Consider the following 15,755-nt stretch of genomic DNA (forward strand, 5'->3'; position numbering starts at 1 on the left):
CCCCACCAGTCCCCTTCGCCTCGCCCGCGCCGGGCCGCCCGCCCGTCCTGCGAGCCCCGCCCGTCCCAGGGGCCCCGCCCGCCCCGCCGGTCAGCAGCGCCCGCACTCCCTGCGGGTCGCCCGCTGGTGGACGCGGGTCGCCCGGCCCAGGGCCAGGCCGAAGACGCAGAAGCCGCCGTAGGCGACGGCGACCACCCACGGGGCGTGGTCGGCGAGGCCGGTCGTCTCGATCGCGCCGGTCCAGGCCAGCAGGCCGAGCACCGCGAGGAAGACGCCGAACGGGGCCAGCGCGCCCGCCCCGGCCCACCCCAGGCCCAGCAGCAGCGGCCGGGGCAGCCGCCGCCCCCACGGCCGCGTCAGCGCCAGCGCCAGCAGCATCCCCACGACGGCCAGGACCGCGGTGACGTCGACCCCGTGGTCGTACAGCCACAGCCCCAGGTCGCTGGTGTACCGGGGATCGACGCCCGGCCTGCCACCGCCCGTGTACCCGGCCGTGAGGCCCAGCGCCCACGCCGTCTTCAGCGCGGTGTACGGGACGAGCGCGGCGACGGCCACCAGGCCCGCGCGGCTCGCGTCGCCCGCCACCGCCTCCTCCCGCCCGCCGCAGTACGCGCAGCTCCCGAGCCGCGCGCGGCGCCCGGCCAGCGCGGCGCACCCCCACAGCACGGCGCCCAGGATCGCGAGGCCCTGGTTGGACCAGGACGCCCAGTCCATCGGCTCCTGGCCGCGCGACAGGAAGTACAGCAGGTGCACCGGGCTGAGCAGGAACACGAACCCCGACGTCACGCACAGCCCGACGACCACCCACGCGCCCGCCGTCAGCACCCGCCCCCCGGGCCTGCGGAGCATCGCGTACGCGAGGACGGCGGCGGCCCCGTACAGTCCGGCCGCGGCCGCCTCGAAGCCCGGCCCCGTGCCCTTGCCCAGCAGCGCGTACCCGAAGGCCGGGCCGGTGGCGGCGGCGAGGGCCGCGCCCGTCGCGTACAGCAGGGACCAGACGAGGGCGGCGCGTCCCGCCCACGACGGCCAGTCGGCCAGGAACCTCAGTCTCTTCGTAGTCATGCCACGAGCCTTCCGGCCGGGCCCGGCCCGCACGTCCGACCAGGGTCGTGACCCGGTCCGCCGCGCGGGGGAGCGCCGCTACGCGACGGCCGGCCGCGCCAACGCCTCCGGCGCCTCGTCGATCGAGTCGACCAGGGCGATCCGCGCCGCCATCGGGCGCCCCTCGGCCAGGGTCCGCAGCAGCGGCCAGGCCGGCAGGCGCTCGGTCCAGTGGGCCCGGTCCACCAGGACCATCGGGGTCGGCTCGCCGCGCGAACCGTAGAAGTTCGGCGTCGCGCTGTCGAAGATCTCCTGCACGGTGCCGGCGGCGCCCGGCAGGAAGACGACGCCGGCGTTCGACCGGGCCAGCAGGCCGTCCTCGCGGGTCGCGTTGGCGAAGTACTTGCCGATGCGGGCGGCGAAGGCGTTGGGCGGCTCGTGCCCGTAGAACCAGGTGGGGATGCCGACCGAGTCGCCGCCGCGCGGCCAGCGCGCCCGCACCTCGAACGCGGCGCGGGCCCACTCCGTCACCGAAGGCGTGAACGACGGGGCCTTGGCGAGCAGTTCCAGGGCCTCGTCGAGGACGGCGTCCAGGAACGGGGCGGTGTACGCGCCCAGGTTCGCGGCCTCCATCGCCCCTGGCCCGCCGCCCGTCGCCACCGTCAGCCCCGAGCGCGTCAGCGACCGCCCGAGCCGGGCGGCACCCGCGTACGCGTCCGTGCCCCGGCCCATCTGGTGCCCGCCCATCACGCCCACCACGCGGGCGTCCGCCAGGTGCTCGTCCAGCGCGTCCGAGATCGCGTCGTCGTGGAGGGACCGCAGCATCGAGGAGAAGATGTCGCCGTCGCCCTTGGTCCGCTGGAACCAGTCGTACGAGCGGGCGTCGGGCGTCTCCGCGTACGGGTGGGTGGTGACGCCCTCGAACAGTTCCTCGGGGGAGTAGAGCCGGGACCGGTACGGGTCGAACGGCAGGTGCGGCACCGGCGGGAACACCAGCGCGCCGTCCGCGCGCACCTTGGCGGCGGCCTCGGGCTGCATCGGGCAGCCCAGGAACACGGCGTCCGTGGTGGAGGTGGAGAGGAGGGCGAAGGTGCGGTCGGTCAGGTCGACGGACTGGATCCGGTACGGGGAGAGGGAGCCGTGCGAGGTGAGTGCGGCGTCGAACTCGTCGAGGGAATGGATCTCCCGGTCCTGCCGGTGGGTCGCCATGGGGTCACGATAGGGGGTCCGGCGGCGGGCCGGTGGACTGCGCCCGGCCTCCGGCCGGGCTGGGGGTTCCCACCCGCACCACCCGTGCGGGTAGACGGGCAGAGGTGCGGGGCTTCCCGTGGGGGGTGCTCGCCGTCGGCGGCCGCGGGGCGGTGGGCGGAGCCGTGAGCGGGCAAAGGTGCGGGTTTCCCCGTGCGGGGTGCTCGCCGTCGGCGGCCGGGGGCCGGTGGGTTGGCGGCTGTTGATTTCCCCTGAGCCCCTTCGCCGTTCCCCTCACCCCCTCAGCGGTACCGCCGCCAGTTCCCCCACCGTCCACGTCAGCGGGACGAAGACGGTCAGGAGGGTGACCGCTCTCAGGAGGGCTGTGGTGCGGAGGACGCCTGGTGGGGCGCCGATGCGGAGGAGGGCTTCGGTGGTGTGGGTGCGGGACTGTTTGGATTCCAGGGCCGCTGTGAGGAGCGTCGCCGTCGTGCAGGCCACGACCAGGGCGGCGCCCAGGCCGGCCAGGGGGCCGAAGTCGGTGTTCAGGGCGAGGGCCGCCACCGCGCCCGAGCCGACCGCGCACACCACGCCCAACGGGCGTCCGATGCGGCGCGACTCGTCCATGAGGACCCGGCCCGCGAGGAGGCGTACCGCGCCGGGGCGCACCATCTGGAGCAGGCGGCCGCACCAGTGGGTGAGGCCGGGGCCGGCCATCGCGAGGCCGATCGCGGTGAGGATCCAGCCGGCGAGGACGCCGCCGCTGCCGTTCCGGCCCGCGTACGTCTCCAGGGCGAGGCCGACGGCCAGGAGCGCTACGCCCCAGGGGAGGCCGGAGGGCTGGGGGGCGACCTCCGCGGGCTTGCGCGGGCGCAGGGCCAGGCCGGCGGCCGTGGCGGCCACCACGGGGAGGATCGCGAGCAGGGTGAGGGCCGCGGCGAGCGGGATGGGCTGGTCGGCGGCGAGGAGTTCCGCCGCGGCGCCGTCGAAGGGCAGGCCGGTGATGTCGCCGCGCAGGTGGAGGTAGAAGAGGAGGGCCAGGGCCGAGCCGAGGGTGGTCGCGACCGCTGTGGAGGCGGCCGCCAGTGCGGTGAGGCGGGCGGGGCCGAGGCCGACCGCGTCGAGGCCCTGCCGGGGGCGGGTGCTGGGGTCCGTGCGGGCGACGGCCACCGCGAACTGCACCGTCGCGGCGAGCGGCAGCGCGCACCACAGCAGGCGCAGCACGGAGGTGGAGGACTGCGCGGGGTGCCCGACCGCGTAACCGAGGGCGCAGAGCAGGAGGAAGCCCACCCCGGCCGCCGCCGTGGCCACCAGCAGGCGGCGCAGCTGGACGAGGGGGTGGGTGCCGCGGACTAGACGGAGAGCGAGCACGCGGTGACGCCCTCCGCCCCGGTGGCCGGCGGTACGGAGCCGACGCGGCGTCCGTCGAGCAGCGCGACCGAGCGGTCGGCGAGGGCGGCGACCTCGGGGTCGTGGGTCGCGAGGAGGACGGTGATCCGGTGGGAGCGGGCCGCGGCGGTCAGGGTGCGCAGCACCTGGGCGCCGTCCGCGCGGTGCAGGGTGGCGCTCGGCTCGTCGGCGAAGAGCACCGAGGGGGTGGTGACGAGGGCGCGGGCGATGGCGATCCGCTGGCGCTGGGAGTGGGTGAGGGCGTGCGGCCGTTTCCGGGCGCTGGCGCCGATGTCGAGCCGGTCGAGCCATTCGAGGGCGGCGGTCTTCGCGGCCCGGTGGGAGATGCCGCGCAGCAGCAGGGGGAGGGCGGCGTTCTCCCAGCCGGTGAGTTCGGGGACCAGGCCGGGCTCGGGGTCGATCCAGCCGAAGCGCTCGCGGCGGACGCGTTCGCGCTGGGCGGTGCCGAGGGTGTGGAGGGGGGCGCTGTTGAACCAGACCTCGCCCTGCTGGGCGACGGTCTGGCCGGAGAGGCAGCGCATCAGGGTGGTCTTGCCGCTGCCGCGCGGTCCGACGAGGGCGAGGATCTCGCCTTCTCGTACGCCGAGGGAGACGCCGGTCAGGACGTCCGTGCCGCCCAGGGTGCAGTGCAGGGAACGCGCCCAGAGCACGTCGTTGTCCGGTGGGGCCATCGCGTACACCTCGATGTCGAAGCCAAACAGAGTCCGTTCCCCCGTCCGGGGGAACGAGGAGACGGCCCTGTCGGTCACTGGGACTCGGGGCGTCACTGGGCACCGTAAGGATTCAGATCAGCTTGTACGGACAGCACGCGGCCCGGGCCGCCGCCATCCACTCGGATGGCGGCATGCCCGGGCCGGGGTCACGCCGTGAGGGCGGCGTGGCGCACGTCGAGATCTACAGCTTCGTCCAGGCCTCGGTGAGGGTGGCGCGGAGGATCTGCTCGATCTCGTCGAACGTGGTCTGGTCCGCGATCAGCGGCGGAGCCAGCTGGATGACCGGGTCGCCACGGTCGTCGGCACGGCAGTAGAGACCGTTCTCGTACAGCGCCTTGGAGAGGTAGCCGTAGAGGACGCGCTCCACCTCCTCGTCGTTGAAGGACTCCTTGGTGACCTTGTCCTTGACGAGCTCGATGCCGTAGAAGAAGCCGTTGCCGCGGACGTCGCCGACGATCGGGAGGTCGTGCAGCTTCTGCAGCGTCGAGAAGAAGTTGCCCTCCTGGTCCAGCACGTGCTGGTTCAGGCCCTCCTTGTCGAAGATGTCGAGGTTCGCCAGGGCCACGGCGGAGGACACCGGGTGACCACCGAAGGTGTAGCCGTGCAGGAAGGTGTTGTCGCCCTTGTAGAACGGCTCCGCGATGCGGTCCGAGACGATGCAGGCGCCGATCGGGGAGTAGCCCGAGGTCATGCCCTTGGCGCAGGTGATCATGTCCGGCACGTAGCCGAACTTGTCACAGGCGAACATCGTGCCGAGGCGGCCGAAGGCGCAGATCGTCTCGTCGGAGACGAGCAGCACGTCGTACTGGTCGCAGATCTCGCGGACGCGCTGGAAGTACCCGGGCGGCGGCGGGAAGCAGCCACCGGCGTTCTGCACCGGCTCCAGGAAGACGGCGGCGACGGTGTCGGCGCCCTCGAAGAGGATCTGCTGCTCGATCTGGTCGGCGGCCCAGCGGCCGAAGGCCTCGGGGTCGTCGGCGTGGATCGGCGCGCGGTAGATGTTGGTGTTCGGCACCTTGTGCGCGCCGGGGACCAGCGGCTCGAAGGGGGCCTTCAGGGCCGGCAGGCCGGTGATGGACAGGGCGCCCTGCGGGGTGCCGTGGTAGGCGACCGCACGCGAGATGACCTTGTACTTGGTGTGCTTGCCCTGCAGCTTGAAGTACTGCTTGGCCAGCTTCCACGCGGTCTCGACGGCCTCGCCGCCACCGGTGGTGAAGAAGACCTTGTTCAGGTCGCCGGGGGCGTAGTCCGCCAGACGCTCGGCGAGCTCGACGGCCTTGGGGTGCGCGTACGACCACACGGGGAAGAACGCGAGCTCCTGGGCCTGCTTGTACGCGACCTCGGCCAGCTCCTTGCGGCCGTGGCCGGCGTTCACCACGAACAGGCCGGCGAGGCCGTCGAGGTAGCGCTTGCCCTTGTCGTCGAAGATGTAGGTGCCCTCACCGCGGACGATGGTGGGGACGGGGTTGTTCTCGTACGACGACATGCGGGTGAAGTGCATCCACAGGTGGTCGTAGGCGGTTTTCGAGAGGTCCTGGCTCACGGCTATCGGGTTCCCCACATATAGGTCTGCTTCTTGAGCTTCAGGTAGACGAAGCTCTCGGTGGAGCGCACCCCGGGGAGGGTGCGGATGCGCTTGTTGATCACATCCAGGAGGTGGTCGTCGTCCTCGCAGACGACCTCCACCATCAGGTCGAAGGAGCCCGCGGTCATCACCACGTACTCGCATTCGGCCATCGCGGTCAGCGCCTCCGCGACCGGATCCAGGTCACCCTCGACGTTGATGCCGACCATCGCCTGCCGCCGGAAACCCACGGTGAGCGGGTCGGTGACGGCGACGATCTGCATGACGCCCTGGTCGAGCAGCTTCTGGACGCGCTGTCGTACGGCGGCTTCGGAGAGGCCGACGGCCTTTCCGATGGCTGCGTAGGGACGGCGACCGTCCTCCTGGAGCTGCTCGATGATCGCCAGGGAGACGGCATCGATCGTCGGGGACGAACCGGTTCCGGTTCTGGAGTCTGTGCTTCGACTGGCCACGACTTCACTGTGCACCGAACCTCGTCGGTCTGGCAACCCCAGAGTGATGAAATCCGTTGTTCTGGGGTGCGGATCTCACTGAATCCGAAGTTGGCAGGGGTCGGGCCTGTTGAAAGCGTCTGCGAACCGACTAGGCTGGGTGTCTCGCCCATCGGGCACGCCGCACGACGGAGTGCGGAGTACAGAACGTGACAGGAGGGGTGGCAAGTGACCACCGAGCTGCGTCGGCTGCGCAACTACATCAACGGGGAGTTCCGGGATGCGGCCGACGGCCGCACGATCGACGTGATCAACCCTGCCACCGGTGAGGCGTACGCGACCTCCCCGCTCTCCGGCCAGGCCGACGTCGACGCCGCCATGGAGGCCGCCGCGGCCGCCTTCCCCGCCTGGCGCGACACCACGCCGTCCGAGCGCCAGAAGGTCCTCCTCAAGATCGCGGACGCCTTCGAGGAGCGCGCCGAGGACCTGATCGCCGCCGAGGTCGAGAACACCGGCAAGCCGGTCGCCCTCACCGCGAGCGAGGAAATTCCGCCGATGGTGGACCAGATCCGCTTCTTCGCGGGTGCCGCCCGGATGCTCGAGGGCCGCTCGGCCGGCGAGTACATGGAGGGCATGACCTCGATCATCCGCCGCGAGCCGGTCGGCGTCTGCGCCCAGGTCGCGCCGTGGAACTACCCGATGATGATGGCCGTGTGGAAGTTCGCCCCGGCCCTCGCCGCGGGCAACACGGTCGTCCTCAAGCCCTCGGACACGACCCCCGCGTCGACCGTCCTGATGGCCGAGATCATCGGCTCGATCGTCCCCAAGGGCGTCTTCAACGTCCTCTGCGGCGACCGCGAGACCGGCAAGGCGATGGTCGAGCACCCGACCCCGGCGATGGCCTCCATCACCGGCTCGGTGCGCGCCGGCATGCAGGTCGCCGAGTCGGCGGCCAAGGACGTCAAGCGCGTCCACCTGGAGCTGGGCGGCAAGGCCCCGGTCGTGGTCTTCGAGGACACCGACCTGGACAAGGCCGTCGAGGACATCTCCGTGGCGGGCTACTTCAACGCCGGCCAGGACTGCACGGCCGCGACCCGCGTCCTGGTCCACGAGTCGATCCACGACGAGTTCGTCGCCGCCCTCGCCAAGGCCGCGAGCGAGACGAAGACCGGCCAGCCGGACGACGAGGACGTGCTCTACGGCCCGCTGAACAACGCCAACCAGCTCACGCAGGTCAGCGGCTTCATCGACCGCCTGCCGGCGCACGCCAAGGTCGAGGCGGGCGGCCACCGGGTCGGCGACAAGGGCTACTTCTACGCCCCGACCGTCGTCTCCGGCCTCAAGCAGGACGACGAGATCATCCAGAACGAGGTCTTCGGCCCCGTCATCACGGTCCAGTCCTTCACGGACGAGGCCCAGGCGCTGGAGTTCGCCAACGGCGTCGAGTTCGCCCTGGCCTCCTCGGTCTGGACGAAGGACCACGCCCGCGCGATGCGCATGTCCAAGTCGCTCGACTTCGGCTGTGTGTGGATCAACACCCACATCCCGCTGGTCGCCGAGATGCCCCACGGCGGCTACAAGAAGTCCGGCTACGGCAAGGACCTGTCGGCGTACGGCTTCGAGGACTACACGCGCATCAAGCACGTGATGACCTCCCTGGGCTGATCCAGCCCGCCCCCCCCCGCGGCCCCGGCACCTCGATCGACGTGATCGACAAGGTGTCGGGGCCGCGCCGTCCCGGTCGACGGACCGTCCATTGCCGCTGGTCACCCGGGGCGACCATGCTGGGCGGGTGACAGCCAGAGCCAGAGTTCCCGCCCGCCCGCACCCGTCCCGCCGCGCCCTGCTGCGGGGGATCGGCGGGGCCGGCGCCGCCGCGCTCCTCGCCGGATGCGGAGTGCCGGCCGCGTACGTCGATCCGGAGGACCGGGCCGGGCGGGACCTGTCCGCGCGGGACCGGGTGCTGCACTTCGCGAACTGGCCGCTCTACATCGACACCGATGACGACGACAAGTCGAAGCGGCCCACCCTGGACGCCTTCCAGAAGCGGACCGGGATCTCCGTGCGCTACACGGAGGAGATCAACGACAACGACGAGTTCTTCGGCAAGATCGGCCCGGCCCTGATGAACCACCAGGAGACCGACCGGGACCTCATCGTGATCAGCGACTGGATGGCCGCCCGCTACGTGCGGCTCGGCTGGGTCCAGGAGATGGACCGGGCCAAGCAGCCCAACGTCGCCAGGTACCTGGACCCGCTGCTGCGCAAGCCCGCCTTCGACGAGGGCCGGCTGCACTCGGTGCCCTGGCAGTCCGGGATCACCGGCATCGCGTACAACCGCAAGAAGCTGGGCCGGGAGATCCGCTCCACCAAGGAGCTGTGGGCCGACGACCTGAGCGGCAAGGTCACCCTGCTGTCCGGGCTCGACGAGTCCTTCTCGCTGCTCATGCAGGGCATGGGCGTCGACGTCACCCGCTGGACCGCGGACGACTTCCACGCGCTGTGCGAGGAGATCGAGGGCCTGGTCCGCCGCAAGCACATCCGCCGCTTCACCGGCAACGACTACATCAAGGACCTGTCCACCGGCGACGTGCTCGCCTGTCAGGCGTACTCCGGCGACATCATCCAGCTCCAGGCCGACAACCCGGACATCGAGTTCGTCGTGCCCGAGGAGGGCGCCGAGCTGTGGGCCGAGTCCCTGATGATCCCCAACCTGGCCCGGCACAAGACCAGCGCCGAGCAGCTCGTCGACTACTACTACGAGCCCGAGGTCGCCGCCGAGCTGGCCTCCTGGGTCAACTACGTCTGCCCGGTCCCCGCGGCCCGCGACGTCCTCGCCGACTCGGGCGACAAGGAGCTGGCGGCCCTCGCCGAGGACCCGCTGATCTTCCCGGACGACGCGATGCGCACCCGGCTGGCCATCGCGCGGGACATCTCCTCCGATGAGCGCACCGAGTTCGCGAAGCGGTGGAACTCGATCGTCGGCCTGTGAGAAGGGGGTCCCTGCGACGGGGCCCCCTTTTTGAACGTGTTCATGAGGGGCGTACGCTGCCCCCATGAGCGACACGAACGGGCCCAGAGCCCTCCTCAAGCGCATCCGCGTCTGGCTGGTCGTCTTCATCGTCTGCCTGGTACTGAGCGGCGCCACCGCCTTCCCGCTCGTCACCGAACTGCGCCTCGTCGACGGGGCCCTGGACTCCTGGGCCGCACCCCTGGCCGACGCCTTCCCCGGCCTCGCCGAGTGGATCACCCGCGTCCGCACCGGCCTCGAAGGCGCCGACGCCCGGGCCCCGTACCTCCTCTACGGCACCGACTGGCTGGCCTTCGCCCACCTCGTCATCGCCGTCGCCTTCTACGGGCCCTACCGGGACCCGGTCCGCAACATCTGGGTGATCGAGTTCGGCATGATCGCCTGCGTCGGCATCATCCCGCTCGCCCTGATCTGCGGACCGATCCGCGCCATCCCCTTCTGGTGGTCGGTCATCGACATGTCGTTCGGCGTCATCGGCATCCTGCCGCTCCTCGCCGTCCACCGGCTGATCAAGCGCCTCGAAGCCCTGGAGGCCGCCGCGCCGGTCCTCACTCCGACGGCAGGCCGTACGTCGACAGCATGATCCCCAGCGCCACCTTGTTCATGTCCTGGCCCTTGGCGTCGGTCGCGTTGACGCTGTAGACCAGGGTCCGCTCACCGTGGCGGGTCGAGGCGATGGCCGCGTTGTAGCCCCAGCGGCCACCCGTCTTGCCCCACACCTCGCGCCCGCCCAGCTTCTTCATCGACAGGCCCACGGAGTACGCGGCCGGGGCACCGCTCTTGAAGTCCGCCACCTTCGGCAGCGTGAACATCTCCTCCAGGAGCGGTCCGCGCACCACCCGGCCCGCGAACAGGGCCTGGGTGAAGCGCTCCAGGTCCGCCGTGGTGGAGATCAGGTCCCCGGCCGCCCAGCCGTCCGTCGCCCCCCACACGGAGACGTCCCGCAGCCCGGTCGTCCCGTCGTCCAGCCGCATCCACTGGTAGCCGTGGTTGTACCGGCCCTCGATCCGCGGGCTCGTGCCGGGGAAGTACGTGTCGCGCAGCCCGAGCGGCCGCAGCACGCGCGCGCTCACCTGGTGCGCGTACGAGTCGCCCGTGACGCGCTCGATGATCAGACCCGCGATCGTGTAGCCGATGTTCAGGTAGTGCTGCTTCGCACCGGGGGCGAACTCGCGCGGCTGGGAGGTCGCCGAGCGGACCAGGTCGCGCGGGTCGTACTCCACGAAACGGCGCGCGTACCACTCCTCGACCGTCTCGCCCGGCAGATCCGCCGCCGGGATGCCGTGCGTGTGGTTCAGCAGCTGGCGCACCGTCACCTCGCCGTACGCCGCCGGGATCAGCTCCGGCAGGTACGAGCGGGCCGTGCGGTCCAGGTCGAGCCGGCCCTCGCCGGCCAGCTGGAGCGCCACCGCCGCCGTGAACACCTTCGTCACCGAACCCGCCCGGAACCGCGCCCCCGGGTCCGCCGCGCGGCCGGACTTCAGATCCCGCACGCCCGAACCGCCCTGCCAGACACCCTCCGTGCCCCCGACCCGGACCAGCGCCGCCGTCGCGTCCTTCGACGGGAGGCCGGCGATCGCCGCCGCCAGGGCGGTGCCCGTCGCGGGGTCCACCGGGGCGCCCTCGGCAGCGGACCGGGCCGTCACGGACACCGGGGCCGCGCCCGCCGGGAGGACCGCGGGACCCGCCGCGACGCCCAGGACGAGGGCGGCGGCCAGCAGCGTGCGGGTGGTGCTCTTCATGGTCAACTCCGTGGGTGTGAGCCGTTGTTCTCGATGGCTCCATCCTGCTGACCAGGGACGGAACGCGGATCGCCCGCACCGGCGGTTCCCACGGCCGGCATTCCTCACCGGCGCGGGGGAGTCACCTCGCCGCGCCTCCCCCGCCCGGGGGAGGCCCCGCCGCCACGAGCCCCGTCTCGTACGCGCAGATCACCGCCTGGATCCGGTCCCGCAGCCCCAGCTTCGCCAGCACGTTCCCCACGTGCGTCTTCACCGTGTGGTCGCTCACCACCAGCTCCGCCGCGATCTCCGCGTTCGACAGACCCCGCGCCAGGAGCAGCAGCGTCTCGCGCTCCCGCCCCGTCAGCACGTCGAGCCGCGCGTCGGCGGGCGCGTCCGCCCGGCGCGGGGTGCCCGAGGTGTACTGCTCCACGAGCCGCCGCGCCACCGAGGGCGCGAGCAGCGCCTCGCCCGCCGCGACCACCCGCACCGCGTGGACCAGGTCGTCCCGGCGCACGTCCTTCAGCAGGAAGCCGCTCGCACCCGCGTGCAGCGCCTCGTACACGTACTCGTCCGAGTCGAAGGTCGTCAGGATGACCGTCCGGCACTCCGACTCCGCGCTGATCACCCGGCACGCCTCGATGCCGTCCATCCGGGGCATCCGGATGTCGAGCAGCGCCACGTCGGGCCGCAGCCGCCGCACCGCCTCCACGGCCGCGGCGCCGTCGCCGACCTCCGCGACCACCTCGATGTCCTCCTGCACGTCCAGGATGAGCGCGAACCCGCTGCGCACCAGCTCCTGGTCGTCCGCGACCACCACCCGCAGCGTCATCCCCGCACCTCCAGCGGGAGCACCGCCCGCAGTTCGAAACCGTGCCCGTCCGGGCCGGGGCCGGCCGAGGCCGTACCCCCGTGGGCGGCCGCCCGCTCCCGGACCCCGACGAGACCGTGCCCGCCGGAACCCCCGGGGCGCGGCCCGCGCCCGTCGTCCGTCACCCGGACCTCCACCTCGTCCCTGCCGTAGCCGAGGCGCACCGACACCGTCGTGGCCCCCGCGTGCTTGACCACGTTCGTCAGCGCCTCCTGCACGATACGGAAGACGGTCGCCCCGGTCGCGGCCGGCAGCGGGCGCGCCGTGCCGTCCGTCCCGTACCGCACGTCGAGCCCTCCGCCCCGTACCCGCTCGACCAGTTCCGGCAGCCGGTCCATCCCGGGCTGCGGGTCGCGCGGCGCGTCGGAGGCGCCGTCCTCGTCCCGCAACACGCCGAGCATCCCGCGCAGTTGCCGCATCGCGTCGCGCCCGGTCTCCGAGATCGCCTCGAACGCGGCCTCGGCCCGCTCGGGCGCCCGGCGCACGGCCAGCGGGCCGGCCTCCGCCTGCACGATCATCAGGCTCACCGCGTGCGACAGGATGTCGTGCATCTCCCGGGCGATCCGCGCCCGTTCCCGCGCGGCGGCCTGTTCCGCCTCCACCCGGTTGGCCCGCTGCCGGGCGTCGGTCAGCCGGCCGAAGGCGTAGGCGGCGCCGAACACGAAGAGGGAGAAGGTCAGTTCGCGCGCCGACTGGGTGTTGAGCCATACCGACACCGGCACCGCGACCAGCATCAGCAGCGCCGTCACCAGCCGCTTCCACGGCGGCGACAGCACGGCGATCGTGTAGACGCTCACCAGACCGGTGTACGGCAGCGGCTGCCCCGGGCCCTCCAGCGCCAGCTTGTACAGCGCGCTGGCCGCCAGCATCGCGAGCAGCACCGCCAGCGGTGCCCGGCGGCGCCACACCAGCGGCAGGACCGTCAGCGTCGTCAGGCCGTACGCGGGCCAGGTCGCCGGCTCCAGTTCGGGCGGGCGCGGGACGACGAAGGGCATCGTCATCGCCGCCTGCACGAGCAGCGCCAGGGCCGTGTCGACCGCCCAGGGGTGGTCCGCCGCCCAGGCCCTCAGCTCCTGGATCCCGCGGACGTCCCGGAGCCCGAGCCGCCCGTCCTGGATCCCCGCCCCGCCTTGCGTCCCCCGCGTCCCTTGAGTCCCCAGAGTCCCGCGCCTCCCCCGTATGTCCATTACGGCTTGCGGCCCACCGCTCCGTACTGCGCCACCGCGACCGCCTCCGGCGCCCGCCAGCGCGCGCACGACACGATGCCCGGCTCCAGCAGCTCCAGGCCGTCCAGGAACGACGCGAAATCCGCCCGGCCGCGCGCCGTGATCGGCGGGGTCGCGTGGGCGTTCCAGAACTCCATCGCCGCGATGTTCCCCTCGCCGCCCAGCTCCGCGTCGAACGTCGGGTGCGTCAGCACCAGATGACTGCCGGACGGCAGCGCCGCCATCACCGTGCGCACGATCTGCCGGGCCTCGTCGGTGTCCAGGACGAAGTTCAGGATGCCCAGCATCAGCACCGCGACCGGCCGCGACAGGTCCAGCGTCCGGCCGGCCGCCGCCAGGATCGTCTCCGGGTCGTGCGCGTCGGCGTCCACGTACTCGGTGACGCCCTGCGGCGCGCTCGTCAGGAGCGCCCGCGCGTGGGTCAGGACGATCGGGTCGTTGTCGACGTAGACCACCCGGGAGTCCGGCGCCACCCGCTGCGCGACCTCGTGGGTGTTGTCGGCCGTCGGCAGCCCCGTACCGATGTCGAGGAACTGGCGCACCCCCGCCTCCGCCGCGAGGTACGTGACCGCCCGCCCGAGGAACGCCCGGTCCGCGCGCGCCACGGCGCCGATGCTCGGGTGGAAGGAGGTGACCTGGTCGCCGACCGCGCGGTCCACCGGGTAGTTGTCCTTGCCGCCCAGCCAGTAGTTCCACACCCGTGCGTTGTGCGCGATGTCGGTGCGGATCCTGTCGTTCATTCTCGGCCCTTTCGCAGCACGCCGGCCAGCGTGTCGATCCGGTTGGTGGTGATCGAGTCCACCCCGTCGCGGATCAGCTTACGCATCGTCCAGGCGGTGTCCGCGGTCCAGGCCGAGACCAGCAGCCCGTCCTTGTGCACCCGCTCCACCAGCTCCCGACCGGCAAGGCCGAAGCGGTAGTTGAGCCACCGGGGGCGCACCGCGTCCAGCAGCGTGCGGCGCGGCGGGGCCAGCGTGTTCCAGGTCAGCGCGATCTCCGCGGCCGGGTCCGCCGCCCGCACCTGGAGCATCGCCACGGCCCCGGCGCAGTAGTAGACGCGCTCGCCCGCCCCGGCCTCGCGGACCGTGCCCACGATCGTGCGCACCGAACGCGCGTCGCCGCCCGGCAGATCCAGCATCAGGCGGTGCGCCCCGGCAGCGATCAGCGCCTCGCGCAGGGTCGGCACACCCCCCTGGGTGACCTCCGCGAGCTCGGAGACCGTCAGCGAGGACAGCGGGCGCTCGACCTTCCAGAGCCGCTTGAGGGTGTCGTCGTGGAGGAGGACGGGGACGCCGTCCTTGGTGAGCCGGACGTCGACCTCCACCGCGTCCGCGCCCCGCTCGATCGCCGACAGGATCGAGGGGACGGTGTTCTCGCGGACGCGGTAGGGGTCGCCGCGGTGGCCTACGACAGTGACGGGGTCCATGACCCCATTCTCCCGGCGCTCAGCGCGCCAGCCACTGCTCCGTGTACGTGTCGATCTCCTCGACGATCCGGGCCTTGCCCGCCTCGTCGAGGAACGAGGCCTCCACCGCGTTCTTGGCGAGGGCCGCGACCCCGCGCTCGTCCAGGCCGAGCAGGCGGGCGGCGACGGCGTACTCGTTGTTGAGGTCGGTGCCGAACATCGGCGGGTCGTCGCTGTTGATGGTCACCAGCACGCCCGCGTCCACCATCCGCTTGAGCGGGTGGTCCTCCAGGCGCTCCACCGCGCGGGTGGCGATGTTCGAGGTCGGGCAGACCTCCAGGGCGATCCGGTGCTCGGCGAGGTACTTGAGGAGCTCCGGGTCCTGGACCGAGCTGGTGCCGTGGCCGATGCGCTCGGCGCCCAGGTCGTTCAGGGCGTCCCAGACCGTCTCCGGGCCCGTCGTCTCGCCCGCGTGCGGGACCGAGCGCAGGCCGGCCGCGCGGGCGCGGTCGAAGTACGGCTTGAACTGCGGGCGCGGCACGCCGATCTCGGGGCCGCCGAGACCGAAGGAGACCAGGCCCTCCGGGCGCAGGTCGACCGCCAGGCGCGCGGTCTCCTCCGCCGCCTCCAGGCCCGCCTCGCCGGGGATGTCGAAGCACCAGCGCAGGATCACGCCCAGCTCGGTCTCGGCGGCCTTGCGGGCGTCCTCGATGGCCGCCATGAAGGCGTGCTCGTCGATGCCGCGGCGGGTGGAGCTGTAGGGGGTGATGGTCAGCTCGGCGTAGCGGATGTTCTGCCGGGCCATGTCGCGGGCGACCTCGTAGGTCAGCAGGCGCACGTCCTCGGGGGTGCGGACCAGGTCCACCACCGACAGGTACACGTCGATGAAGTGCGCGAAGTCCGTGAAGACGAAGTAGTCGCTCAGCGCCTCCGGATCGGTCGGCACCTTGGAGTCCGGGTGGCGGGCCGCCAGCTCGGCGACGATCCGGGGCGAGGCGGAGCCGACGTGGTGGACGTGCAGCTCGGCCTTGGGGAGTCCGGCGATGAAGGGATGCAGGTCGGTCATCGGGTCATCGTAGGCCGGGCCCTTCCTCCGTCAGAGGGAGGTCGTAGCATGGCGTGACCACGATGGG

The 15,755-nt window shown here is 72.4% G+C and carries 15 protein-coding genes; 3 read left to right on the forward strand and 12 right to left on the reverse strand.

Features of this window, described 5'->3' with window-relative positions; translation table 11 throughout:
• Window positions 1-90: 90 nt before the first annotated feature.
• The 6 genes from ACZ3ZE_RS30385 to ACZ3ZE_RS30410 form a co-directional block, all read right to left on the reverse strand.
• Window positions 91-1,062 carry a hypothetical protein gene (locus tag ACZ3ZE_RS30385; RefSeq protein WP_361177589.1) on the reverse strand — a complete coding sequence of 324 codons (972 nt, stop codon included), beginning with the start codon at window positions 1,060-1,062 and terminating at the stop codon, window positions 91-93.
• A 78-nt stretch (window positions 1,063-1,140) separates the two neighbouring features.
• Window positions 1,141-2,250 carry an LOG family protein gene (locus ACZ3ZE_RS30390; protein ID WP_442304993.1) on the reverse strand — a complete coding sequence of 370 codons (1,110 nt, stop codon included), beginning with the start codon at window positions 2,248-2,250 and terminating at the stop codon, window positions 1,141-1,143.
• A 273-nt stretch (window positions 2,251-2,523) separates the two neighbouring features.
• Window positions 2,524-3,600 (reverse strand): hypothetical protein, encoded by a 1,077-nt coding sequence (locus tag ACZ3ZE_RS30395; RefSeq protein ID WP_467261485.1) that lies wholly within the window; start codon window positions 3,598-3,600, stop codon window positions 2,524-2,526.
• Window positions 3,582-4,310 (reverse strand): ABC transporter ATP-binding protein, encoded by a 729-nt coding sequence (locus tag ACZ3ZE_RS30400; protein WP_361177583.1) that lies wholly within the window; start codon window positions 4,308-4,310, stop codon window positions 3,582-3,584. Before ACZ3ZE_RS30400 ends, ACZ3ZE_RS30395 begins: the two co-directional genes overlap by 19 nt.
• 223 nt (window positions 4,311-4,533) lie before the next feature.
• Window positions 4,534-5,913: an aspartate aminotransferase family protein gene (locus ACZ3ZE_RS30405; protein WP_361177581.1), complete on the reverse strand. Its 1,380-nt coding sequence runs from the start codon at window positions 5,911-5,913 to the stop codon at window positions 4,534-4,536.
• Window positions 5,898-6,404, reverse strand: a complete 507-nt coding sequence (locus ACZ3ZE_RS30410; protein WP_132918998.1) for an Lrp/AsnC family transcriptional regulator — start codon at window positions 6,402-6,404, stop codon at window positions 5,898-5,900. Before ACZ3ZE_RS30410 ends, ACZ3ZE_RS30405 begins: the two co-directional genes overlap by 16 nt.
• Before the next feature lie 192 nt (window positions 6,405-6,596).
• Here ACZ3ZE_RS30410 and ACZ3ZE_RS30415 point away from each other — a divergent pair, with 192 nt between their 5' ends.
• From ACZ3ZE_RS30415 to ACZ3ZE_RS30425, 3 genes are all read left to right on the forward strand, one after another.
• Window positions 6,597-8,033 carry a gamma-aminobutyraldehyde dehydrogenase gene (locus tag ACZ3ZE_RS30415; protein WP_361177578.1) on the forward strand — a complete coding sequence of 479 codons (1,437 nt, stop codon included), beginning with the start codon at window positions 6,597-6,599 and terminating at the stop codon, window positions 8,031-8,033.
• A gap of 127 nt (window positions 8,034-8,160) precedes the next feature.
• The gene (locus ACZ3ZE_RS30420; RefSeq protein ID WP_361177577.1) at window positions 8,161-9,360 is read left to right on the forward strand and encodes a polyamine ABC transporter substrate-binding protein; all 1,200 of its coding nucleotides are present in this window, start codon (window positions 8,161-8,163) and stop codon (window positions 9,358-9,360) included.
• A gap of 64 nt (window positions 9,361-9,424) precedes the next feature.
• Window positions 9,425-9,982, forward strand: coding sequence for a hypothetical protein (locus ACZ3ZE_RS30425; RefSeq protein ID WP_361177575.1), 558 nt, complete (start codon window positions 9,425-9,427; stop codon window positions 9,980-9,982).
• On the opposite strand, the gene ACZ3ZE_RS30430 is transcribed toward ACZ3ZE_RS30425, so the two are convergent.
• The 6 genes from ACZ3ZE_RS30430 to ACZ3ZE_RS30455 all read right to left on the reverse strand — a co-directional run bounded on the left by ACZ3ZE_RS30430 (window position 9,948) and on the right by ACZ3ZE_RS30455 (window position 15,688).
• A complete protein-coding gene (locus ACZ3ZE_RS30430; protein ID WP_363292275.1) occupies window positions 9,948-11,141 on the reverse strand; it encodes a serine hydrolase domain-containing protein in 1,194 nt (397 codons plus the stop codon). The two genes, ACZ3ZE_RS30425 and ACZ3ZE_RS30430, sit on opposite strands and share 35 nt — an antisense overlap.
• A 121-nt stretch (window positions 11,142-11,262) precedes the next feature.
• Window positions 11,263-11,952, reverse strand: a complete 690-nt coding sequence (locus ACZ3ZE_RS30435) for a response regulator transcription factor (RefSeq protein WP_361177571.1) — start codon at window positions 11,950-11,952, stop codon at window positions 11,263-11,265.
• On the reverse strand, window positions 11,949-13,070 hold the full coding sequence (locus ACZ3ZE_RS30440) for a sensor histidine kinase (protein ID WP_467261517.1): 1,122 nt from the start codon (window positions 13,068-13,070) through the stop codon (window positions 11,949-11,951). Before ACZ3ZE_RS30440 ends, ACZ3ZE_RS30435 begins: the two co-directional genes overlap by 4 nt.
• A gap of 107 nt (window positions 13,071-13,177) precedes the next feature.
• Window positions 13,178-13,957, reverse strand: coding sequence for an SAM-dependent methyltransferase (locus ACZ3ZE_RS30445; protein ID WP_361177567.1), 780 nt, complete (start codon window positions 13,955-13,957; stop codon window positions 13,178-13,180).
• Entirely contained in the window at window positions 13,954-14,643 is a 690-nt protein-coding gene (locus ACZ3ZE_RS30450) for a glycerophosphodiester phosphodiesterase (RefSeq protein ID WP_467261487.1), read from the reverse strand. Before ACZ3ZE_RS30450 ends, ACZ3ZE_RS30445 begins: the two co-directional genes overlap by 4 nt.
• A gap of 19 nt (window positions 14,644-14,662) precedes the next feature.
• Window positions 14,663-15,688, reverse strand: a complete 1,026-nt coding sequence (locus ACZ3ZE_RS30455) for an adenosine deaminase (protein ID WP_361177563.1) — start codon at window positions 15,686-15,688, stop codon at window positions 14,663-14,665.
• Between the last annotated feature and the right edge of the window lie 67 nt (window positions 15,689-15,755).

It is taken from the genome of Streptomyces sp. NPDC023157 (assembly GCF_055560575.1).

Coding starts and splice junctions, on each gene's coding strand:
- ACZ3ZE_RS30385 (WP_361177589.1), bottom strand. CDS start 1,062: ATGACTACGAAGAGACTGAGGTTCCTGGCCGACTGGCCGTCGTGGGCG.
- ACZ3ZE_RS30390 (WP_442304993.1), bottom strand. CDS start 2,250: ATGGCGACCCACCGGCAGGACCGGGAGATCCATTCCCTCGACGAGTTC.
- ACZ3ZE_RS30435 (WP_361177571.1), bottom strand. CDS start 11,952: ATGACGCTGCGGGTGGTGGTCGCGGACGACCAGGAGCTGGTGCGCAGC.
- ACZ3ZE_RS30425 (WP_361177575.1), top strand. CDS start 9,425: ATGAGCGACACGAACGGGCCCAGAGCCCTCCTCAAGCGCATCCGCGTC.
- ACZ3ZE_RS30400 (WP_361177583.1), bottom strand. CDS start 4,310: ATGGCCCCACCGGACAACGACGTGCTCTGGGCGCGTTCCCTGCACTGC.
- ACZ3ZE_RS30430 (WP_363292275.1), bottom strand. CDS start 11,141: ATGAAGAGCACCACCCGCACGCTGCTGGCCGCCGCCCTCGTCCTGGGC.
- ACZ3ZE_RS30455 (WP_361177563.1), bottom strand. CDS start 15,688: ATGACCGACCTGCATCCCTTCATCGCCGGACTCCCCAAGGCCGAGCTG.
- ACZ3ZE_RS30450 (WP_467261487.1), bottom strand. CDS start 14,643: ATGGACCCCGTCACTGTCGTAGGCCACCGCGGCGACCCCTACCGCGTC.
- ACZ3ZE_RS30445 (WP_361177567.1), bottom strand. CDS start 13,957: ATGAACGACAGGATCCGCACCGACATCGCGCACAACGCACGGGTGTGG.